Source organism: Pseudomonas sp. HMSC066A08 (assembly GCF_001813025.1).
GTDB lineage: Bacteria > Pseudomonadota > Gammaproteobacteria > Pseudomonadales > Pseudomonadaceae > Pseudomonas > Pseudomonas aeruginosa.
The window spans coordinates 186723-207206 of the sequence record NZ_KV811280.1; the positions used below are offsets into that span (position 1 = coordinate 186723).

Annotated in this window: 17 protein-coding genes and 1 pseudogene; 6 read left to right on the top strand and 12 right to left on the bottom strand. The window is 67.0% G+C overall.

The annotated features are described in order from the left end of the window. Positions 1-46: 46 nt before the first annotated feature. The 6 genes from mexW to HMPREF2886_RS06600 all read right to left on the bottom strand — a co-directional run bounded on the left by mexW (position 47) and on the right by HMPREF2886_RS06600 (position 9557). Complete coding sequence (mexW, locus tag HMPREF2886_RS06575) at positions 47-3103, bottom strand: multidrug efflux RND transporter permease subunit MexW (RefSeq protein WP_033970608.1); 3057 nt, start codon at positions 3101-3103, stop codon at positions 47-49. A gap of 50 nt (positions 3104-3153) precedes the next feature. Then, complete coding sequence (gene mexV / locus HMPREF2886_RS06580; protein ID WP_033970609.1) at positions 3154-4284, bottom strand: multidrug efflux RND transporter periplasmic adaptor subunit MexV; 1131 nt, start codon at positions 4282-4284, stop codon at positions 3154-3156. A 169-nt stretch (positions 4285-4453) separates the two neighbouring features. Beyond that, a complete protein-coding gene (locus HMPREF2886_RS06585; RefSeq protein ID WP_033970610.1) occupies positions 4454-5548 on the bottom strand; it encodes a DUF1513 domain-containing protein in 1095 nt (364 codons plus the stop codon). Between the two features lie 10 nt (positions 5549-5558). After that, a complete protein-coding gene (locus HMPREF2886_RS06590; RefSeq protein ID WP_003102644.1) occupies positions 5559-6623 on the bottom strand; it encodes an imelysin family protein in 1065 nt (354 codons plus the stop codon). A gap of 9 nt (positions 6624-6632) precedes the next feature. Beyond that, a complete protein-coding gene (locus HMPREF2886_RS06595) occupies positions 6633-8054 on the bottom strand; it encodes a di-heme oxidoreductase family protein (RefSeq protein WP_070746988.1) in 1422 nt (473 codons plus the stop codon). 162 nt (positions 8055-8216) lie between these two features. Continuing rightward, positions 8217-9557: an imelysin family protein gene (locus tag HMPREF2886_RS06600; RefSeq protein ID WP_070746990.1), complete on the bottom strand. Its 1341-nt coding sequence runs from the start codon at positions 9555-9557 to the stop codon at positions 8217-8219. Positions 9558-9750: 193 nt separating this feature from the next. On the opposite strand from HMPREF2886_RS06600, the gene HMPREF2886_RS06605 reads away from it, so the two are divergent. Both HMPREF2886_RS06605 and HMPREF2886_RS06610 read left to right on the top strand, forming a co-directional pair. After that, on the top strand, positions 9751-10323 hold the full coding sequence (locus tag HMPREF2886_RS06605) for a LemA family protein (protein ID WP_057389492.1): 573 nt from the start codon (positions 9751-9753) through the stop codon (positions 10321-10323). Between the two features lies 1 nt (position 10324). Then, complete coding sequence (locus HMPREF2886_RS06610; RefSeq protein ID WP_039027842.1) at positions 10325-11227, top strand: GIDE domain-containing protein; 903 nt, start codon at positions 10325-10327, stop codon at positions 11225-11227. Here the strand turns inward: HMPREF2886_RS06610 and bifA are convergent. The 4 genes and pseudogenes from bifA to HMPREF2886_RS06630 all read right to left on the bottom strand — a co-directional run bounded on the left by bifA (position 11228) and on the right by HMPREF2886_RS06630 (position 15405). Further along, a pseudogene (gene bifA, locus HMPREF2886_RS06615) lies at positions 11228-13291 on the bottom strand (cyclic-di-GMP phosphodiesterase BifA). A 180-nt stretch (positions 13292-13471) separates the two neighbouring features. Continuing rightward, positions 13472-14053 (bottom strand): superoxide dismutase [Fe], encoded by a 582-nt coding sequence (gene sodB / locus HMPREF2886_RS06620; protein ID WP_003094005.1) that lies wholly within the window; start codon positions 14051-14053, stop codon positions 13472-13474. 346 nt (positions 14054-14399) lie between these two features. Then, positions 14400-15002 carry a LysE/ArgO family amino acid transporter gene (locus tag HMPREF2886_RS06625; protein ID WP_033970617.1) on the bottom strand — a complete coding sequence of 201 codons (603 nt, stop codon included), beginning with the start codon at positions 15000-15002 and terminating at the stop codon, positions 14400-14402. Between the two features lies 1 nt (position 15003). After that, positions 15004-15405 (bottom strand): ACT domain-containing protein, encoded by a 402-nt coding sequence (locus HMPREF2886_RS06630; RefSeq protein ID WP_033970619.1) that lies wholly within the window; start codon positions 15403-15405, stop codon positions 15004-15006. Between the two features lie 97 nt (positions 15406-15502). On the opposite strand from HMPREF2886_RS06630, the gene HMPREF2886_RS06635 reads away from it, so the two are divergent. Next, positions 15503-16405, top strand: a complete 903-nt coding sequence (locus tag HMPREF2886_RS06635) for a LysR family transcriptional regulator ArgP (RefSeq protein ID WP_073648398.1) — start codon at positions 15503-15505, stop codon at positions 16403-16405. Here the strand turns inward: HMPREF2886_RS06635 and HMPREF2886_RS06640 are convergent, their stop codons facing one another. After that, on the bottom strand, positions 16406-17464 hold the full coding sequence (locus HMPREF2886_RS06640; protein WP_070746992.1) for a saccharopine dehydrogenase family protein: 1059 nt from the start codon (positions 17462-17464) through the stop codon (positions 16406-16408). Between the two features lie 183 nt (positions 17465-17647). On the opposite strand from HMPREF2886_RS06640, the gene HMPREF2886_RS06645 reads away from it, so the two are divergent. Then, positions 17648-18637, top strand: coding sequence for an NAD-dependent epimerase/dehydratase family protein (locus HMPREF2886_RS06645; RefSeq protein ID WP_033970624.1), 990 nt, complete (start codon positions 17648-17650; stop codon positions 18635-18637). Here HMPREF2886_RS06645 and HMPREF2886_RS06650 read toward each other — a convergent pair whose 3' ends face one another. Then, positions 18638-18901: a hypothetical protein gene (locus HMPREF2886_RS06650; RefSeq protein ID WP_033970625.1), complete on the bottom strand. Its 264-nt coding sequence runs from the start codon at positions 18899-18901 to the stop codon at positions 18638-18640. Between the two features lie 290 nt (positions 18902-19191). On the opposite strand from HMPREF2886_RS06650, the gene HMPREF2886_RS06655 reads away from it, so the two are divergent. Further along, the gene (locus HMPREF2886_RS06655) at positions 19192-20028 is read left to right on the top strand and encodes an ATPase (RefSeq protein WP_033970626.1); all 837 of its coding nucleotides are present in this window, start codon (positions 19192-19194) and stop codon (positions 20026-20028) included. 216 nt (positions 20029-20244) lie between these two features. After that, positions 20245-20472, top strand: a complete 228-nt coding sequence (gene feoA, locus HMPREF2886_RS06660) for a ferrous iron transporter A (protein WP_003093986.1) — start codon at positions 20245-20247, stop codon at positions 20470-20472. The last annotated feature ends 12 nt before the right edge of the window (positions 20473-20484 follow it).

A 20484-nucleotide genomic window follows, 5' to 3' on the forward strand; every position in this document is an offset into this window, starting at 1 on the left:
GACAGCGCCGGCGGACAGCGCTGTTGTCGCTGTCCGCCGTTTCCGATCAGTGTGCGTTTGCCGCTTGCGTCACGCCTGGCGGGGCATCCGGCCTGGCCACCAGGGTGTAGATGCACGGCAGGACGAACAGGGTGAAGAGGGTGCCCACCGACATGCCGGTAGCGATCACGATGCCGATGTCGAAGCGACTGACCGCCCCGGCGCCGGTGGCGAGGATCAGCGGGATCACCCCGAGCACCATCGCCGCGGTGGTCATCAGTACCGGCCGCAGGCGGATCGCGGCGGCCTGCTCGATGGCCTCGCGACGCCCCAGCCCCTGTTCGTGGCGCAACTGGTTGGCGAACTCGACGATCAGGATGCCGTGTTTGCTGATCAGGCCGATCAGTGTCACCAGGCCGACCTGGGTATAGATGTTCAGGCTCGACACGCCGAGGAACAGCGGTATCAGCGCACCGCAGATCGACAGCGGCACGGTGACCATGATCACCAGCGGATCGCGGAAGCTTTCGAACTGTGCGGCGAGGACCAGGAAGATGATCGCCAGGGCCAGTCCGAAGGTGACCAGCAATGCGCTGCCTTCCTGCACGTATTGCCGGGAAGCGCCGGCGTAGTCGACGGCGAAGCCGCGCGGGGCTTCCTCGCGGGCGATCTGCTGAACCGTCTCGATGGCCTCGCCCATGCTGACGATGGGGAAGCCGGAGATGATCGCCGAGTTGAGCTGCTGGAACTGGTTCAGTTGCCGTGGCCGTGCCCGTTCGTGGGTCTCGATCAGGGTCGAGAGGGCGACCAGCTGGCCGTTGCGGCTCTTCACATAGTAGCTGCCGAGCCAGCCGGGATTGTCGCGATAGGGACGTTCGACCTGGGCGATGACCTTGTAGCTGCGCCCGTCGATGGTGAAGCGGTTGATCTCGCCCTCGCCGAGCAGGCTGGCCAGCGCCACCCCCAGGTCCTGCATGGAGACGCCCATCTGCGCGGCCTTCTCGCGGTCGATGTCGACCACCAGCTCGGGTTTGTCGAACGCCAGGTCGAGATCGAGGAAGGCGAACTTGCCGGACTCGCTGGCGCGCTGCTTCACCCGTTGCGCCACTTGCAGCAGCGACTCGTAGTCGTTGGCGGTGTTGAGCACGAACTGGAATGGCAGGCCCTCGCCGGTGCCCGGTAGCGACGGCAGGTTGAAGGCGAAGATCTGCACGCCGGGAATCTCGTTGAGCTTCGCCTGCACCGCATGGAGCAATTCCATCTGGCTCTTTCCGCGTTCGTCCCAGGGCTTGAGCAGCATGCCGCCGATGCCGGCCTGGACGCCGTTGTAGCCGTTGATCTGGAACGCCGAGTAATACTCCGGGAAGCTGCGGAAGATGCCTTCGAACTCGGCGGTGTAGCGATTCAGGTAGTCGAGGTTGGCGGTCTGCGGCGAGTTGGTCATGAGGAACACGATGCCCTGGTCCTCTTCCGGCGCCAGCTCCTTCTTGGTGAACATCAGCAGTACCGGGATCAGCGCCAGTACCAGCACGGCGAACACCAGGACCACCGGACGGGTGTCCAGGGTGCCGTGGAGGGCGCGCTGGTAGCGTCGCTTCAGGCCCTCGAAGATCAGGTCGAGGCGATGCGCCAGGCCCGAGGGATTCTCCTCGTGGCGCAACAGGCGCGAGCACATCATCGGCGACAGGGTCAGGGCGACGATCCCGGAAATGATCACCGCGCCGGCCAGGGTGAAGGCGAACTCCTTGAACAGGGCGCCGGTGAGGCCGGTGAGGAAGCCGATCGGAGCATAGACCGCGGCGAGAGTGATGGTCATGCTGACCACCGGTACGGCGATCTCCCGCGCGCCCTCCAGGGCGGCCTCGAAGGGCGGCTTGCCCTCCTCGATGTGGCGGTGGATGTTTTCCACCACCACGATCGCGTCGTCCACCACCAGGCCGATGGCCAGGACCATCGCCAGCAGGGTCAGCAGGTTGATCGAGTAGCCCATGGCCTGCATGAAGAACAATACGCCGATCATCGACAGCGGAATGGTCACCACCGGGATCAGTACCGAACGGAACGCGCCGAGGAACAGGAACACCACCACGATGACGATCAGCACCGCCTCGCCGAGGGTCTTCACCACTTCATCGATGGAGGCCTGGATGAAGCGCGTGGCGTCGTAGGCGATGGACACCTTGAGGTTGGGCGGCAATTGCTCTTCCAGTTCGGGCATCTTCGCCCGCACTTCCTTGATCACGTCCAGCGGGTTGGCGCTGGGCGTGCCCTTGATGCCGATGTAGACCGAGGGAATCCCATTGAACGAACTGATCGCGTCGTAGCTGGCGGCGCCCAGTTCGACCCGCGCGACGTCGCCCATCAGTACCCGGCGGTCGCCGTCGGTCTTCACCGGAATGGCGGCGAAGGCCTGGGGCGACTTGAGGTCGGTGGAAGCATTGACGCTGGTGACCACCAACTGGCCCTTCACCTCGCCGGCGGCGGCGAGGAAGTTGTACTGCTGCACCGCCTGGTTGATCTCGCCGGCGGTGACGCCGAACGCGGCCATCTTCACCGGGTCCAGCCACAGGCGCATGGCGAACACCTGGTTGCCGAGGATCTCCGCCTCGGCGATACCGGGCAGGGTCGCCAGCTTGGGCTGGATCACCCGCGACAGGTAGTCGGTGATCTGCGGGTTGTTCATCTGCTCGCTGTAGAAGCTGATGTACATCAGCGCCGAGGCGTCCGCGGCCTCCTTCTGCAGCACCGGGTCCTCGGCGTCCGGCGGCAGCTGGCTCTTCACTTCGTTGGACTTGGCCAGCAGCTCGGTGACCAGGCGATCGGTATTGGCGCCGATCCGCGCGTAGATGGAGATGGTCGAATAGTTCTGCCGGCTCACCGAGGTCATGTAGTCGATGCCTTCGGCGCTGGCCAGGCTCTGCTGCAGCGGCTGGGTGATGTAGCCCTGGATGGTTTCCGCGTTGGCTCCGGCGTAGAGCGTGGTCACCGTGATCAGCGCGTTCTCCATTTGCGGATACTCGCGGATCACCAGCTTGCTGAAGGCCTGCATGCCGAGCAGGACGATCAGCAGGCTGACCACGCTCGCCAGGACCGGACGACGGATGAACGGATCGGTAAAAGCCATGTTTCAGTCCCTTGGCAAGCCTTCCGCCACGGAGCGGGAAGGCGCGCGAGTCAGTGCTCTTGCTGGAGGTCCCGCTCGGCGACGATGGCCACCGAGGCGCCGTTGTCGAGCTTCAGTTGCCCGGAAGTCACTACCTGCTCGCCGCCCTCCAGGCCTTCGAGCACCACCGCCAGGCCTTCGCGGCGTTCGCCGATCCTGACGAAGCGGCGCTCGACGACCCGTTGCGGCTGGCCCTTGTCGTCCTTCGACGCCTGGCCCTGCTCGTCCTTCTGCTGCCCGACGACGTAGATCGAGTCGCCGTAGAGGGTGAAGGTGATCGCCGTCTCCGGCACCACGACGCGTTGTTCCTCGCCAGGCAACATCACCTCGAGGTTGGCGAACATGCCCGGCAGCAGCTTGCCGTCCGGGTTCTCCAGGGCGGCGCGGACCTGCAGGTTGCGGGTCTCGTTGTCGACCTTGGGGTTGATGGCGGCGATCTCGGCGTCGAACACCTGGCCGGGGTAGGCGGCGACCCGGACCTTCACCAGTTGGCCGCGGCTGAGCAGGGGGAAGTCCTGCTCGGGCAGGTGGAAATCCAGGAGCAGGGTGGAAAGGTCCTGCAAGGTGGCGATCGGCGTCCCGGGCGAGACATAGTCGCCGACGTCCACCTGGCGGATGCCGATGGTCCCGGCGAAGGGCGCGAGCACGCGCTTCTTCGCCAGCGCCGCCTTCAGCTCGGCGACGGTGGCGCTGGTCTTGGCCCACTGCGCGGCGAGACGGTCGAATTCGCTTTTCGAGATGGCCTTGCTGCCGATCAGTTCGCGGCCGCGCTGGTACTCGGCCCTGGCCAGGCCGAGATCGGCCTCGGCGGTGCGCAGGGTGGCTTCCTCGACGTCGCTTTCCAGCTGGATCAGCGGTTGGTCCAGCTTCACCTGGTCGCCGGAAAGGAACAGTACGTCGCGTACCGTGCCGGAGACTTCGGCGGTGAGGGTCACGCCCTGGAACGCCTTGAGGCTGCCGATGGCTGGCAGGCGGCTCTGCCAGGGACGCTTTTCGGCCAGGCTGGCGGTCACGCTGATCGGCGGTTTCGGTGCGCTGAAAAGGGCGATCTGCTGACGGATGGAATAGACCTTGTAGCCGGCGAGAATCGCCACCACGGCGATCACCGCGGCGAGCATGATCAACATGCGGCGGAGCAACATAATCCTGGTCCCTGGTATGCCGAGAGCGCCCCGTTGCGGGGCGAATCCGACACATTACGTGCAGCTTTCAGGGCTTGTCAAAGCACAGGATCGGCGAAAGATTTCAAGCGTGCTGCAGGTCGCTTCCGGCTTTCGCGGACCGGTATGGCGAGAGGTTGACGCCGCGCTCTCAGGCCAGGTGCAGGTGGTTGTCCCAGAGGCCGGAAGGCAGCTCCAGCGGTTGCGCGGCGATGCGCTCGCCCTGGCAGTCGTAGAAGCGGCAACGGCCCTGTCCGGACGTGACGACGAAGCCGTTCTTCACCGCGCCCACGCCGGCGCAGTCCGGCAACGGCGCGTCGAGGCGCACGGCACCGCTGTCCAGGTCCCAGATGAAGAAACGGTTGCCGCGCGGGGCGGTCAGGGCCACCAGGCGCAGGTCGTCGTGGATCGCCACGCTGGCGGTGTACTGGGCCATCGCCAGGCGCTGCTCCTCGGCCACCGGGAAGGCTTCGAAGGGACGGCCGGGGCGCTTGATCGCCAGCAGGTCGGCATGTTCGTGGGCATCGCCCATGAACTGCTGGCCGGCGACGATGGTGCCGTCGCGACCGATCGCCAGGTGGCGGACGCTGTTCATCTGCTGCGCCAGGGTTTCCTTGGACAGCAGGTTGCCGTCGCGGCGCATCAGCACCAGGCTGGGCTCCATGGCGTCGAGGTTCATCTCGACCCGGCTTTCCGCCTCGGTACGAATGCCGCCATTGGCCACTACCAGGGTTTCGCCGTCGGGCATCCAGGAAACCTGGTGCGGCCCGAGGCCGTGAGTGGAGATCTCGCCGCTGTGCTGCAGTCGCTCGCCGTCGAAACGGTAGACGCCGAGCACGCCGCGACCGGGATCGGTAGTGTCGTTCTCGGTGGCGTAGAGCCACTCGCCGCTCTGGTGGAACACGCCGTGGCCGTAGAAGTGGCGGTCTTTCTGCGAGACCAGGGTCTGCAGCAGGCGACCGTCGTTCAGGTCGATCAGGTAGCTTTCGGTGCCAGGCCGGCGGGCGACGAACAGCGCCAGCGGCAGGCTCGGGTGCTGGACGATGTCGTGGCAGCGCTGGGCCACGCGGGTGGCGAACTGGCGCTTGCCGTCCAGGCGGTAGCCCACCGCGTAATGCTGGCCATCGGCGTCGTCGCGCGCCGATAGCACCAGCGGTTGGCTACCCTGGCGGCTGAAGCTCCAGCCGCCGAAGGACAAGGCGCCGAGCAGCAGGCTGCCCAGGCCGATCACATGACGTCGCAGCATGGTGCCGACCTCAGTCGCCATCGTTGGCGTTGAAGCCCAGTTGCACGCCGAGGGCGCGGGCCAGGTCGCCTTCGTGCAGGCGGTGGACCACGTTCAGGCTGTCATAGAGGGCGTTGAGCTGGTTGCGCCCGTCTTCGCTGGCGAGCAGTTCGGAGAGCGGTTTCTGTTCCAGCGCCGCCAGCTTCGCGTGGCTGTCGGCGTAGGCGGCGTCGATCTTGCCGGCCAGGTCCTTCTGTTCGGCCGGCAGCAGGGTCTTCAGGCCCTTGCCGTCGATACCTTCCCAGAGCGCCTGGGCGCCGCTCAGGCTGGCGTCCAGGCTGGCCAGCGAGGCGTTGCTGCGCCAGGCCTCGGCCTGGTAGGGCTGGGGAATGCCCTTGCTCTGCCGGCCCAGCGGAGTACCGAGTTTCTTCTTCAGCATGTCCAGGGCGGTGACCTGGACCCGCAGCAGCTCGGCGATCGCCTCGTGGGCGTCGGCGTAGCGGTCGTTGGGGAACTTGCTCATCTGGGTGAGCATGCCGCCGTCGTTCTTCCAGCGCGCCAGGATGTCCTGGGCCAGTTGCTGCTGGTGGGTGCCGATGGCTTCCAGCAACGGGCAATAGCGGGCCTTGGTGGCGGCGTCGGCGAGGTCGATCTTGCTGTCGAAGAGGATGTATTCGTAAGCGGAGAGCCCCTGCACCACCACGCTGGCCTTGGCCAGGGCCGCGGCGTCGACCTGCGGGTTGTTTTTCAGCAACTGTTCGACCTGGCGCCCGACCAGGTCCTTCTTGTCCGGCCAGAACTGCACCTGCCAGGCGCGGTTGCCCTCGGCCAGCGGGCCGATCAGCAGCGGTTGCAGCTCGGCCCAGGCCTTCTGCGCGGCGTGGAACGCGTCGCGGGCCTTGGCCAGGTCTTCCTTGCCCTGGCAGTAGGCCAGGGCGCTGCTGGCCAGGGCCTGGTCGGCCTCCACCCAGCGGCTGTAGGTCGGCAGGATCACCTGTTGCGCCAGGGCGGCACTGGTGACGGCCTGCGGGTCTTGCGGCGAACAGGCGCCGAGGGCGATGGCGAGGCTGGTCAAGAGCAGTCGTGGGCGGAACATGTGGGCTCCTCAGAGTGAATTCAGGAAGGCCAGCAGGGCGCTGCGCTGGTCGGCGTCGAAGCCGAGCACGTGCCGCTTGGCCGCTTCGGCTTCGCCGCCGTGCCAGAGGATCGCCTCCAGCAGATTGCGGGCGCGCCCGTCGTGGAGGAACTGGGTGTGGCCGTTGACCGTTTCGGTCAGGCCGATGCCCCATAGCGGCGGGGTTCGCCAGTCCCGCCCGCTGGCGAGAAATTCCGGGCGATTGTCCGCCAAGCCGTCGCCCATGTCATGCAGCAACAGGTCGGAATAGGGACGAATCCGCTGGTTGGCCAGCTCCGGCTCGCTGGCGTCGGAACCGGTAGTGAAGGCGGGAACGTGGCAGGCCACGCAGTTGGCCTGGGCGAACAGGCGCTTGCCGGCCAGCACCTGCGGGTCGTCTACCTTGCGCCGCGCCGGGACCGCCAGGTTGCGGCTGTAGAACAGCACCTGGGCGAAGATGTTGTCGCTGACTTCCGGCTCGCCGCCGTCGGGCGCCCGGCGGCACTCGACCTGGGCGGCGCTGCAGTCGTCGTGGGGCAGCAGGCTGCTGGTCAGGCCCATGTCGTTGGCGAAGGCGTGCGCGTTCTGCTGCGGGATATCCGGCTGGCCGGCCTTCCAGCCGAAGCGGCCGATCGCGGTGCGCTGCCGCGCGGCATCCCAGACCTGGTTGGCGCGCCCGCGGATACCGTCGCCGTTGCGGTCGTCCGGATCGGCATTGGCCAGGATCGCCTCTTCGGGAATCGCCTCGAGCAGGCCGAGCCCGATCATCGGCGGGGCGACGCGGGCGGAAAACATCGTCTGCGGATGCATCGGCCCATAGCCGAGCTGGCTGATACGCAGGATCGGCTTGCGCAGTTCGACCTCGGTGCCGTCCTCGAACCTCACCTTCAGCGGCTCGTAGTCCATCCGCACCTTGCCTTCCGGGGCGACGCCGGGAATACCGACGTCCTGCAACTGGCCGCCGTAGGTCGGTTCGGGAATCACCCCCTGGTGCAACAGGGTCTTGCCGTCCGCAGGGCCGGCCGGGATCGACAGGCGTACCAGCATCGACACCGCGCTGACCGCGTCCGCTCCCGGCGGGTGGCCGCGACCGTCCTTCACATGGCAGTTCTGGCAGGCGTTGGTATTGAACAGCGGCCCCAGACCATCGCGCGCGGTGGTGGAGGAAGGGGCGATGACCCAGGGGTTGCGGAAGAAACTGTTGCCCACGCTGAAGTCCAGGCGCCGGCTCGGGGCGAGGTTGGCGGAGGGCAGGGAGAAGGCGTTGCGGTCGCTTTGCAGCACCGTGGTCGCGCCCCCGGACAGGTGTTCGCCGGGCTCGGCGCGCAGCGGTGCGTCGTCGGCGCCGCATCCGCCCAGAAGGAGCGCCGTCAGGAGACAGGCGAGCGGCATGGAAGGTGACGGCAACGACATCGGCGAACATCCCGGACTGCGTGGAAACAGCCCGCAAGCTTACCAGTTGGGGCTAATCAAAATAAGAGGGATTTGCGTTTGTAAAGGCCCGCGAAGTCCGCTTTCGAGGCCCTGAAACGCAGCGTGCGGCCATGGGCCGCACGCTGTTGGCGCAGGAAGGAATCAGAACTCGTGGTCGGCGTTGTCCGGTTTCAGGTCCTGGATACCCAGCTTGCCCGCGGCCTGCTCGATGGCGCCGGTCTGCTTGACCAGGGCGGCGATGGCGTCGCGGATCTTCTGCTGGCCGTCCTTGTTGTCCGGAGCGATCATCTGGTCGAAGTGCACGCCATCCTTATCGGCGCTGTCGACGATGGCCTGCAGCTTGGCCTCGGTGTCGGCCAGGTCGGCCTTCAGGGTGTCGTTGGCGGCGGCGTCGGCCTTGGCGACCAGGTCGGCCAGGCTCGGGCCCTTGACCACGCTACCGTCGATGCGCTTGTACTCGCCGAGGTAGATGTTGCGGATGCTCTTGCCGTTGAAGAACAGGGTGTGGTGGGTGTCGTCGCTGAAGCAGTCGTGCTCGTCTTCGGTGGAGTTGGCCTCCAGCGCGACCTTCATGCGCTCGCCGGCCAGTTCGCCGAGGGACAGGCTGCCCATGCCGAAGAACATCTTGCGCAGGCCGGTATCCACCGGTTCGGCTTCCAGCTTGGCGCGGTAGTTGTCGGCGACGCCGGCCTTCCACTGTCCGGCCATGTATTCGAGGTCGCTGACCAGCAGGTCGGTGACGGCCTTCAGGTAGGCGGCGCGACGGTCGCAATGGCCGCCGGTGCAGTCCTTGCCCTGGGCATAGTCGGTGGCGGGACGGTTGCCGGCGCCCGGACCGGTGCCGTTCAGGTCCTGGCCCCAGAGGAGGAACTCGATGGCGTGGTAGCCGGTGGCGACGTTGGCTTCGGAACCGCCCAGCTCGTTCAGGCTGGCCAGTTTCTCGCCGGTGATTTCCTTGACGTCGATCTTGTCTTCGCCAACCTGGATCTCGGTGTTGGCGACGATGTTGGCGGTGGCGCCGGGGTTGCCCAGGGCGTGCTGGTAGTCCTTGGCGACATAGTCGATCAGGCCTTCGTCCAGCGGCCAGGCGTTAACCTGTCCTTCCCAGTCGTCGATGATCGCGTTGCCGAAGCGGAAGGCTTCGCTCTGGGAGTAGGGGGTACGTGCGGCAAACCAGGCTTCCTTGGCGGCTTTCAGGGTTTCCGCGTCGGGCTTGGCGAGGAACGCGTCGACGGCTTTCTGCAGGTCCCTGGCGGTGCTCAGGGCATCGGCGAAGGTGGCTTCGGCGAGGTCCGCGTAGTTCTTGATCACTGCCTTGGCGGCGGCCTCGTCGACCTTGGCAGCCGGGGCGGCGGCGGGAGCGGCGGGCTGCGTGCTGGCCGCCGGTGTCGCGGGCGCTTCGGCTTTCTTGTCGTCGCCGCAGCCGGCGAGGGAGATGGCGAGGGCCAGCAGACTGGCGGTGGCCAGGGGCATACGAGTCATGGCGGATTCCTTTGCTTTATTGGTGGCGTGCCGAAGCGGCGTGCGCTTGTCGGAAACACCCGCAAGGGCGTTAAAAAACCGCCACATAATGCGAAAGATTTGCATTTTTGAAAAGGGCGCAGCGTGATCGCCGTCGTGCCTGGACATGTCGGGCGCAGCTAGAATGCCAGCATCTTCGTCCGGAACTCCGTCCATGAGTCTGACCGCTATCGCTTTCTGGGTTGTCCTGCTGCTGCTCGCCGGCTACGCGGTGGTGCTCTACAACGGCCTGGTACGGCTGAAGCACTCCGTGGGCAAGGCATGGGCCAACATCGACGTGCTCCTCAAGCAGCGCCATGACGAGTTGCCGAAGCTGGTCGAGGCCTGCAAGCACTACATGCAGCACGAGCGCGCCACGCTGGAGCGGGTCATCGCCGCCCGCAACGCCGTCGCCAGCGCCCGCGAGCGCGCCGACGTGGATGCCCTGGGCAAGGCCGAGAGCGGGCTGCGCGCCGGCCTGGGACAGCTCTTCGCGCTGGCCGAGAACTACCCGCAGCTCAAGGCCAACGAAAGTTTCCAGTTCCTTTCCCAGCGCATCAGCGGCCTGGAGAACGGCATCGCCGATCGCCGCGAGCTGTACAACGAGGCGGTGAACCTGAACAACGTGCGCATCGAGCAATTTCCCGACCTGCTGATCGCCCGTGTCGCTGGCTTCAAGGCCGCCGAGCTGTTGCAGTTCAGCGAGGCGGAGAAGGCCAACGTCGATCTCAAGGCCCTGTTCGGCTGAGATGGACTTCGACCTGCGCTGGCTGTTCATCGCCGCCAGCCTGGGGCTCTGCGCCTGGGCCGGCTGGCAGTTCGTGCGCCGTCTTGCGCGGGCGCGCCTGCTCGGCGACGTACCGACCTCGCGGATCCGTTCGGCGGCGCAGGGTTTCGTCGAACTCTACGGGGTGCTCGAGGAGGGCCCGGAAGGCCCGCTGCAGGCTCCCTTGACCGGCAAGCCGTGTCTGTGGTGGCGCTACCGCATCGAAGTCGAGGAAAAGCGCAGCGGCCGCGAGAAGGCCTGGCGCACCGTCGACAAAGGTGCCAGCGAGTCGCCATTCGGCTTGCGCGATGCCACCGATGCCTGCCTGGTCGACCCACGCGGCGCCGAGGTGCGACCCTTGACCCAGCAGCGCTGGGAGGCTTTTCGCGAAGCACCGATCGATACCCTGCGATTGCTGGAGAGCTTCGGCACCCTGGTCGGCGGAGAGCGGCTCTACCGCTACACCGAGGAGCGCCTGCACGCCGGCGAGCCGCTCTATGCGCTGGGCGAATTCCGCAGCAGCGGTGGCGGTCGCCAGGGGCTCGATGCCGAACGGGCGCAGGGTGCGGTCATCCGTGAATGGAAGGGCGATTTCCATGGGCTGCTGGCGCGCTTCGACAGCGACGGCAACGGCGAGCTGGACGAGCGCGAATGGAACCGGGTGCGCCTGGCGGCGCGGCTGGAAGCCGAGGATCGGCATCGGGCAAGCAGCGCCGCGCCGACCCGCCACCTGCTCGGCAAGCCGGAGGAGGCGCATCCCTTCATTCTCTCCAGCCAGGGCGAGGACGATCTCGCCGTGCAACTGCGCCGCCAGGCGGCGGGGGCCGCGTTGCTCTGCCTGGGCAGCGCGCTATTGGCGGGCTGGCTGTTCAGCCGCCTGTTCTGATCAGGGCCGTTCGCTGCTGGTGGCCTGGCTCAGGCGTCGCGCCTGCTTGAGGTACTGGGTCAGTTCCCTGGCCGGCAGCGGCTTGCTGTACAGGTAGCCCTGACCTTCGTTGCAACCTTCGGCGATGATGTACGCTTCCTACTCGGCGGTTTCCACGCCCTCGGCGATCACCTGCATGCCCAGGCTCTTGCCGAGCTGGATGATGGCGCGAACGATGGTCGCGTCGTCCTCGTCCTGCAGCAGGTCCTGGACGAAACTCTTGTCGATCTTGATCTTGTCCAGCGGCAGGCTCTTCAGGTAGCTCAGCGAGGAATAGCCGGTGCCGAAATCGTCGATGGCGATGAGCGCGCCGGCGCGGCGCAGGCTGAGGAGGTGCTGGGCGGCAGTGGAGATGTCCTCCATCAGGCCGGTCTCGGTGACTTCCAGCTCCAGGCTGCGCGCCGGCAGGCGGTAGACCTGCAGCAGGTTGCTGACCACCCGCGGCAAGGCGTTGTGGTGGAGCTGCACGGTGGAAAGATTGACCGCCATGCGCAGGTCGTCGAAGCCCTGGTCGTGCCATTCGCGCAATTGCCGGCAGGCCTGGTCGAGCACCCACTCGCCGATGCTGAAGATGCTGCCGTTCTGTTCCGCCAGCGGGATGAACAGGTCCGGCGGGACGAAGCCGTGCAACGGATGTTGCCAGCGCAGCAGCGCCTCGACGCCGACCACGCGGTGGTCGCGGTAGTCCACCTGCGGCTGGTAGACGAGGTGCAGCTCGTGGCGCTGCAGGGCGTCGCGCAGGTCCTTTTCCAGTTCCCGGCGGCGACGCATCTCGCTGTCCACGCTGGCGATGTAGAACTGGTAGCGGTTGCGCGAGCGTGTCTTGGCCAGGGTCATGGTCTGCTCGGCCTTCTGCAGCAGTTTCTCCGTGGTCTCGCCGTCCTCGGGGAACAGGGTGATACCGATGGTGGCGCGCAGGCGCACCTCGTGCTGGTCGATCTCGAACGGCGCTTCCAGGCCGTCGAGGATGCTCTGCGCCAGTTCGGCCGCCTCGTAGGGTTGCTCGATGTCGGCCTGGACCAGGGCGAACTGGTCGCCGCCCAGGCGCGCCAGCGAACCGAGCCGCGCGCTGTGCCCGCGCAGGCGGTCGGCGAGGGCGATCAGCAACTGGTCGCCGAGCTGGTAGGTGTACTGCTCGTTGATCCCCTTGAAATCGTCGAGACCCAGGCACAGTACTGCTACCCGGCGCTGCTGGCGGCCGGCGCCGTCGAGGATCTGGTCGAGTTGCTGCTGCAGCAACTGGCGGTTCGGCAGGCCGGTGAGGAAGTCGTACTGGGAAATGCGCAGCAGGTTGTCCTCGGCCTCGCGGCGCAGGTGACTGTTGCTTTCGATCGAGGCGAGCAACTGGTTGGCGGTGGTCACCCAGAGCCCCAGCTCGTTGCGTTCGTGTCCCTTGAGCAGCGGCAACTGGTGCTGGCTGGGGCGGTCGGGATTGATGCTGACCAGGTGCTCGATGATCTTCGACAGCGGCTTGGTCAGCATCCAGTGGTAGACGAGGAATAGCACCAGGCCCATGGCCAGGGCGCGGAGAATGCCGGAGATGAAGATGATTTCCGAAGTGGTGACGAAGTTCTCGCCGTAGGGCGCGGTGTCCAGGGTGATCTTCAGGTCGCCGTAGTATTCGCTATAGGGCGGGCGGCCGATCAGTCGAATGCTGAAGGTGCGTTCCTGGCCGAGGATCGGGTCGGTCAGCCAGCGCGTCGGCAGGTCCAGCAGCGGCCTGGATTTCTCCGCCAGCATCGGCTCGCCGGGATGGCCGATGCTCGCCTGGCGCACCGCCTCGTGCTGGAACAGGCCTTCGAGGACCTGCATCGCCATTTCCCGGTCGAGGCTGTAGACCGCCTGGGTAGAAGGGTCGCGGACCATCGCGAGGATGCGTTGGGCGTCGCTGCTCACCGCCTGCTTGGCCTTGTAGGCGTCGAAGACGATCTGCGCGCAACTGAGCACTACGCCAACGGCCAGCGCCGCCAGTAGCACGACACGCAGCAGCTTGAGCGAGAGGCTGTGTCGGGAGTCCAGTTTCAAGGGGCCTTCCTTGTTCGTCGCCAGGGCGAAAGACAAGCCGGTAGGAAGAGCTTGTTTACCTCAAGAGGCTATCACGAGCGAAGGTCTACCAGTTCCTGAGGGTAGACGATGGCTCCTGGACCCCAGATTAAAACGAAAAAGCCCGGCGAATGCCGGGCTTTTTCGTGGTTCTGATCAGACTCAGGCAGCGAAATTCTTCGCTACGAAGTCCCAGTTGACCAGGTTCCAGAACGCTTCGACGTACTTCGGACGCAGGTTGCGGTAGTCGATGTAGTAGGCATGTTCCCAGACGTCGCAGGTCAGCAGCGGGGTGTCGCCGCTGGTCAGCGGGTTGCCGGCACCGATGGTGCTGGCCAGGGCCAGGGAGCCGTCGGCCTTCTTCACCAGCCAGCCCCAGCCGGAGCCGAAGGTGCCGACGGAAGTCTTGGTGAACTCTTCCTTGAACTTGTCGAAGGAGCCGAAGGCGGCGTTGATGGCGTCGGCCAGGGCGCCGGTGGGCTGGCCACCGCCGTTCGGGCTCAGGCAGTTCCAGTAGAAGGTGTGGTTCCACACCTGGGCGGCGTTGTTGAAGATGCCGCCGGAGGAGCTCTTGACGATCTCTTCGAGGCTCTTGCCTTCGAACTCGGTGCCTGGGATCAGGTTGTTCAGGTTCACCACGTAGGTGTTGTGGTGCTTGTCGTGGTGGTATTCCAGGGTTTCTGCGGAAATGTGCGGCTCAAGGGCGTTCTTTTCGTAAGGCAGCGGCGGCAATTCGAAAGCCATGGTGTCTCTCCTATTCTTCCTCAGGTCAGGACTGGCGCGGCTAGCGCGCGACCGGTTCACGGGGCCGGTCCGATGCCTGTCCGGGAGCCCGTCCTGGATCCCCGGGGGGACGTTCGGCGGAGCGCTCCGGAAAGGGCGCCGGGTGCGACTCGGAGCCTAGGCTCCCAGTGCCGCGAACTCCGGATCATAGCACCCGTGTCGGGGCATATCCACGCAGCAACTGTAGGGGCAAAGGCCGGCGGCGGCGCGCTGCGACGGGCTTCTGCAAGCTCGCCGGCGAACACCGCCGCATTCTCTCTGGACTGCCTGGCGGCGCGAGGGTTCGCTCGGGAAGACGGAAACCGAGTTATCCCCGGAACAGCAGTTGCGCGGCCAGGCCCAGCATCATGGCCGCCACCATCAGGTCGAGCAGGCGCCAGGTGGCCGGGCGCGCCAGCCAGGGAGCCAGCCACGCCGCGCCGAGGGCGAGGGCGAAGAACCACATCAGCGAGGCGCTGGCGGCGCCGAGGGCATAGGCGCCCGGCGCGGCCTGCTGGGCGCCGAGCGAACCGATCAGGAGTACGGTATCGAGATAGACGTGGGGGTTGAGCAGGGTGACCGCCAGTGCCGCCAGAAGCACCGCCTTGCGCGAGCGTGGCCCGGTTTCCGCGGCGTTGCCGAGGGCGTCCGGGCGCAACGCGCGAAGCAGCGCCTTGAGCCCGTACCAGGTCAGGAAGGCGATCCCGCCCCAGCGGGCGATGGCCAGCAGCGTCGGGTTTTCCAGCAGCAGCTTGGCCAGGCCGAACACGCCGAGGCTGACCAGCACCGCGTCGCAAAACACGCAGAGCGCGGCTACCGAGAGGTGATGCTCGCGGCGCAGGCTCTGCGCGAGGACGAAGGCATTCTGCGCGCCGATGGCGATGATCAGGCCGGCAGCCACCAGGATGCCGTTGAGATAGCTCTGCCACATGTCAGTGCGCCTCCGCCGCCAGCCGCTGGAGGACGGCGAGGGCGCGCCGACCTTCGTCGCGGGCGACGAACAGGTGGTCGTGGAAATAGCCGGCCATCACGTTGCAACTGATCCCGGCTTCGGCCAGCGCCCTGGCGAAGGTGGCGGTCAGGCCCACCGCCGCCAGCGAGGAGTGCACCGTCAGGGTGATCCAGGCCGCTACGTATTCGTAGGGCAGGCCCAGGCGTTCGGCCTGCCGGCGTTCGAGCACCAGGGTCAGGCCCTCGCGCTCGCGGAAGCTGGCGAGCGGCTCGGCGCCGTTCGGCAGCGCGCCATCGGCGCAGGTACAGAACACATAGTCGCCGGGGTTGAGTTCGGGAGTGAGCGTGCGCAGCAGGGTGCGCAGCGAGGTTTCGCCAGCCATGGTCGGTCCGCGTCGGGTGGATCGGAAAAGTGCTGGCGAGTGTGGCCGCGGGCGGTTTATAAGGAAAACGAATCCTGCTGATCTCTCATTAGGAAAACTGATTTTGTTCGACTACAAGTTGCTCGCCGCGCTGGCCGCGGTGGTGGAGCAGGGCGGTTTCGAGCGCGCCGCACAGGCGCTGGGGCTGTCGCAATCGGCGGTATCGCAGCGGATCAAGCTGCTCGAGGCGCGGGTCGGCCAGCCGGTCCTGGTGCGCGAGACGCCGCCGCATCCCACCGATCTCGGGCGCCGCCTGCTCAACCATGTACAGCAGGTGCGGCTGCTGGAGGGCGACCTGCAGCGCTGGGTGCCGAACCTGGATGAAGGCGGTGCCCCGGAACGCCTGCGCATCGCTCTCAACGCCGATAGCCTGGCGACCTGGTGGGCCGCCGCGGTGGGCGATTTCTGCGCCGAGCGGCGGGTGCTGCTGGACCTTGTGGTGGAGGACCAGGAGGTCGGGCTCAAGCGCATGCGCGCGGGCGAGGTGGCCGGCTGCGTCTGCGGTAGCGCGCGGCCGGTGGCCGGCGCGCGATCGCTGCTGCTCGGAGCCATGCGTTATCGCGGCCTGGCCAGCCCGGATTTCATTGCCCGGCACTTTCCCCGCGGGGTCGAGGCGGCCGCCCTGGCCGGCGTGCCGGCGATCGTGTTCGGCCCGGACGACCTGCTGCAACACCGCTTTCTCAAGGACCTCGGCGTCGAGGGCGGTTTCATCCACCACCTCTGCCCGTCCTCGGAAGGTTTCGTCCGCCTCACGGCCGGCGGTCTCGGCTGGGGCCTGGTGCCGGAGCGCCAGGTGCAAGGCGAGCTGGAGCGCGGCGAACTGGTCGAGTTGCTGCCCGGCCAGGTCATCGACGTACCGTTGTACTGGCACTACTGGCGCAACGGCGGCGAACTGCTCGCGTCGCTCACCGAGCACCTGCTCGCCCGCGCCGGCGACGGCTTGGTGCGGGTGGCAGGCTGATCAGCCGATGACGGTGATTCGTCCGGAGCCGGGCAACGATTCGACGCAGCGCGCGCCGAGCAACCGCGATGGCGTGAAGTAGCCGCCGGGACCCTGGTAGTCCAGCAGGTGGCGCATTGCCAGGAGCACGCCGTGCAGGGTCAGGTCGTACACGTTGGCCGTCTCCAGGCGCGCCGTGCGGCGTTCGCCGCGGGCGTTGCGCGCCTCGCCCCAGACCCAGGTGCGCAGGCGTTCGCGGGCTGCCTGGTCGGGGCCGGCGATGCGTTTGTCGACCTGCCCCTTGAGCCAGTCCTGGACCCGTTGCCGACCGAGCAGCGGACGCAGCGGGTCGATCAGGCGCATGCCCAGAGCCAGCAGCGGCGGCGCCGGCAGGTAGACCTCGATGTCAGGGATGCCGGTGCTGTAGTAGGCGGTGGCCACGTCGCCCCAGGGAATCGTCACGGCGTGCCGCAGGCCGCGGCCGAAATCGATGTCGCGGCGCTTGTAGCCCAGCGGCACGTCGCGCAGGCGGCCATTCTCGCGGATCTTGCCGCCGAACTTGAGGCCTTCGACGCTGGTCTTCGCGGTTCCCGTCGAAAGCCCGCTGCCGGTGTCGAAGCCCAGCGCCAGCCGTTGCGCGTCCGGCAGCGCCTCCTTCAGGCAGGCGGCCAGGCAATCGGTGGGGATCACATCGAAGCCCACGCCCGGGCAGACCACGATGCCGGCCTCGCGGGCCTCGGCGTCGCCGGCGTGGGCCTGCTCGAACACCGCGATCTCTCCAGTGATATCCACGTAGTGGGTGCCGGCGGCGCGGCAGGCGGCGATCATCGGCGTGCTGGTGGCGGAGAACGGACCGGCGCAATGGGCCACCACCTTCACCTGGTCCAGGGCTTCGCGGCAGGCCTGCGGATCCCCCAGGTCGAAGACCCGGCACTCCAGCCCGAGCTGGCTGCCGAGGGCGTGCAGGGCGGCCGGGTTGCGTCCGCCGAGGAGCGGCGTCAGGCCCTCGCGCTGTGCCTGTTCGGCGACCAGCCGGCCGGTGTAGCCGTTGGCGCCGTAGATCATCCAGTGACTGCCCATGGTGTGTCTCCCAGCGTGCAGGTGGCTTTCAGGTTAGACCTTGTAGCGCGCAGCGCCGCTTCTGTCGCCCAACGCAAGTCGTGCCGGCGGCCCGCAAGGTCGTTGTTCTGGCATGCTGTGCCAGTGGTGGCGCGGCTCCGGGTTGCTAGAGTCGCGGCACAAGAAGAACAACGGGAGAACGCAATGCGGATTCTGGTAACGGGGGCAACGGGCTTCATCGGCGGGCGTTTCGCTCGCTTCGCCCTGGAGCAGGGCCTGTCGGTACGGGTCAGCGGTCGGCGTGCGGACGCGGTGGAACATCTGGTGGCGCGGGGCGCCGAGTTCGTTCCCGGCGACCTCGCCGACCCGGCGCTGGTCCTGCGCCTCTGCGAGGATGTCGAGGCGGTGGTGCATTGTGCCGGCGCGGTCGGAGTCTGGGGACCGCGCGAACGCTTCCTGGCGGCCAACGTCGGGCTTGCCGAGAGCGTCGTCGAGGCCTGCATGCGGCAAAAGGTGCGGCGCCTGGTGCATCTGTCGTCGCCGTCGATCTATTTCGACGGGCGCGACCACCTGGACCTGAACGAAGAATACGTACCCCGGCGTTTTTCCGACCACTACGGGGCGACCAAGTACCAGGCCGAGCAACTGGTGCTCAGCGCCCGCGACCTGGGCCTGGAAGTGTTGGCGTTGCGTCCGCGCTTCGTGGTCGGCGCCGGCGACACTAGCATCTTCCCGCGAATGATCCAGGCCCACCGCAAGGGACGCCTGCGGATCCTCGGCAACGGCCTGAACCGGGTCGACTTCACCAGCGTGCACAATCTCAACGACGCCCTGTTCAGTTGCCTGCTGGCCGGCGAGCCGGCGCTGGGCAAGGTCTACAACATCAGCAACGGGCAGCCGGTACCGTTCTGGGATGCGGTCAACTACGTGATGCGCCAGCTCGACCTGCCGCCGGTCGGCGGTCACCTGCCGTATGCCGTCGGCTATGGCCTGGCGGCGCTCAACGAAAGCGTCTGCCGGATCCTGCCGGGGCGCCCGGAGCCGGTGCTGTTCCGCCTGGGCATGGCGGTGATGGCGAAGAACTTCACCCTGGACATCAACCGCGCCCGCGAATACCTCGACTACGACCCGCGGGTCAGCCTGTGGACCGCGCTCGACGAGTTCTGCGCCTGGTGGCGCGCCCAGGGACTCTGATCAGCCGCGCAACGGGCCGGCGTATTGCCGGCTCGGCGCCTGCGCGGGCAACAGGGAAGGTTCCGCCGGCGGCAGCTCGACCCCGCTGAGCCTGCCGAGGCGCTGTCCCAGCTCCCGCGTCGTCGCATCGCCGGAGCGGGCGCAGGCCGCCTGCATCGCGGCGACCGCATCGCGTTGCTGGAAGTGGATATCCAGCGCCTGTTCCTCGCGCAGGCGTCGGCGTACGGCGCGCATGCAATCCAGCAAGGATTTGTTCAACTCCATGCATCCTCCGGCTCTCGAATCTGCCCGGCAAGGTCCAGGCAAGCGACGTGCCATGCGGGCCGCGGGCCAGCGCCGGCGTGCGGGGCGGGGAACCGGCGGCGGCCTGCGGCGGTCTGTGCCGGGCAGCGTTCGCTCCGTCTTGGGGCGCACGGCTTCGCGGTGGAGCGCCCCGGTCCGGCAATTTGCTTCGAGCAGACGCTGAAGGGGCGGGGCCGAACCGATATAATGCGCCATTCGGCCCTTTCTCCAGGCCTCCGGCAGGATGCCGTTCCCCTTCACAGGTTTTCACCATGCGTAACGATGCTTTCGACGAACTCGACGATGTGCCCAGCCTGACCACCGATGCCGCCGACCGCGACGAATTCGGCCACCACCCGCGGCACGTCTACGAACCGGAGCAGCGCCGGGTCGTAGACACCAAGGAGCGCCGCCCGGCCTCCACCGGCCCGCTCTGGGCTCTGCTCGGGGCGATGCTGATTGCCCTCGCCGGGGTGGGTTGGTGGAGCCACCAGCAAATCAGCCTGATGGAACAGCAGTTGGTGGCGACCCAGGAAAGCTTCGTGAGGATCAGCGAGGAAGCCGCCGGTCGCCTCGACGACATTCGCGGCAAGGTGGTCGCCAGCGAGTCCAGCGTCACCAGCGAACGCGAGGCGCTGCGCCTGCAGGTCAAGCAACTGCAGGAGAAACTCGGCAGCCAGGAGCGCCAGCAGGCCGATGTGAGCAACCAGTTCGGCGGTCAGGGCAAACGCCTCGATCAACTGGCCAGCGATCTCAAGGCCCAGCAGGAAAGCGCGGCGCAACTGGTCGCGCAACTGGACGGCAAGCTGCAGGCACTGGCCGCCGAACAGGAGAAGCTGAAAGCCCTGCAGGTCGAACTGGGCAAGACCAACGAGCAACTCAAGGCCCTCGGCGGCGATGTCGCGGCGCTGAAGAAGCAGGGCAACCCGAGCCAGACGATCAAGGGTATCCAGGACGATCTGCTGGTGCTGCGCAGCCAGCTCGACAACCGCCCGGCCCAGGGCGGCAATACCGCCGAGTTCGACGCCTTCCGCACCCAGGTGATGCGCAACATCAACACCCTCCAGGCCCAGGTGCAGAACCTGCAGCAGCAGCTCAATACCCGCTGACCCCTTGCGCCGCCAGCCGCCCCGTCGCACCGGGCGCTGGCGGCGACAGTTCGCCGCGCCCGGCGAAAATCCCCGCTTCCATTGCTCTGGATCAGCGAATCCGCTGCTCCTCCGCTCCGATACTGCGTCCTTAAGCGAGCCTTAAGTGAGAGTCGTTTAGATTCTCGATCACCGGCCAGGGAGGCCATTGGTCCCTTCCTCTGCCTGGAATCCGCCATGAGCGCATTGCAACCGTCCCGTTCCTATCGCATCACCGGTTATTCCCCCGCCATCAGCAACGGCTATCGCCAACGCCTGTTCTCCATGGGGCTTCTGCCCGGCGCGGCGCTGCGCGTGGTGCGCATCGCCCCGCTGGGCGACCCGGTCCAGGTCGAGACCCGCCAGACCAGCCTGGCGCTGCGGCGCAAGGATCTCGCCCTGCTGACCCTTGTCCCGCTCGACTGACCCCGCCCGGAA

Coding starts and splice junctions, on each gene's coding strand:
- mexW (WP_033970608.1), bottom strand. CDS start 3,103: ATGGCTTTTACCGATCCGTTCATCCGTCGTCCGGTCCTGGCGAGCGTG.
- mexV (WP_033970609.1), bottom strand. CDS start 4,284: ATGTTGCTCCGCCGCATGTTGATCATGCTCGCCGCGGTGATCGCCGTG.
- HMPREF2886_RS06585 (WP_033970610.1), bottom strand. CDS start 5,548: ATGCTGCGACGTCATGTGATCGGCCTGGGCAGCCTGCTGCTCGGCGCC.
- HMPREF2886_RS06590 (WP_003102644.1), bottom strand. CDS start 6,623: ATGTTCCGCCCACGACTGCTCTTGACCAGCCTCGCCATCGCCCTCGGC.
- HMPREF2886_RS06595 (WP_070746988.1), bottom strand. CDS start 8,054: ATGTCGTTGCCGTCACCTTCCATGCCGCTCGCCTGTCTCCTGACGGCG.
- HMPREF2886_RS06600 (WP_070746990.1), bottom strand. CDS start 9,557: ATGACTCGTATGCCCCTGGCCACCGCCAGTCTGCTGGCCCTCGCCATC.
- HMPREF2886_RS06605 (WP_057389492.1), top strand. CDS start 9,751: ATGAGTCTGACCGCTATCGCTTTCTGGGTTGTCCTGCTGCTGCTCGCC.
- HMPREF2886_RS06610 (WP_039027842.1), top strand. CDS start 10,325: ATGGACTTCGACCTGCGCTGGCTGTTCATCGCCGCCAGCCTGGGGCTC.
- sodB (WP_003094005.1), bottom strand. CDS start 14,053: ATGGCTTTCGAATTGCCGCCGCTGCCTTACGAAAAGAACGCCCTTGAG.
- HMPREF2886_RS06625 (WP_033970617.1), bottom strand. CDS start 15,002: ATGTGGCAGAGCTATCTCAACGGCATCCTGGTGGCTGCCGGCCTGATC.
- HMPREF2886_RS06630 (WP_033970619.1), bottom strand. CDS start 15,405: ATGGCTGGCGAAACCTCGCTGCGCACCCTGCTGCGCACGCTCACTCCC.
- HMPREF2886_RS06640 (WP_070746992.1), bottom strand. CDS start 17,464: ATGGGCAGTCACTGGATGATCTACGGCGCCAACGGCTACACCGGCCGG.
- HMPREF2886_RS06645 (WP_033970624.1), top strand. CDS start 17,648: ATGCGGATTCTGGTAACGGGGGCAACGGGCTTCATCGGCGGGCGTTTC.
- HMPREF2886_RS06650 (WP_033970625.1), bottom strand. CDS start 18,901: ATGGAGTTGAACAAATCCTTGCTGGATTGCATGCGCGCCGTACGCCGA.
- HMPREF2886_RS06655 (WP_033970626.1), top strand. CDS start 19,192: ATGCGTAACGATGCTTTCGACGAACTCGACGATGTGCCCAGCCTGACC.
- feoA (WP_003093986.1), top strand. CDS start 20,245: ATGAGCGCATTGCAACCGTCCCGTTCCTATCGCATCACCGGTTATTCC.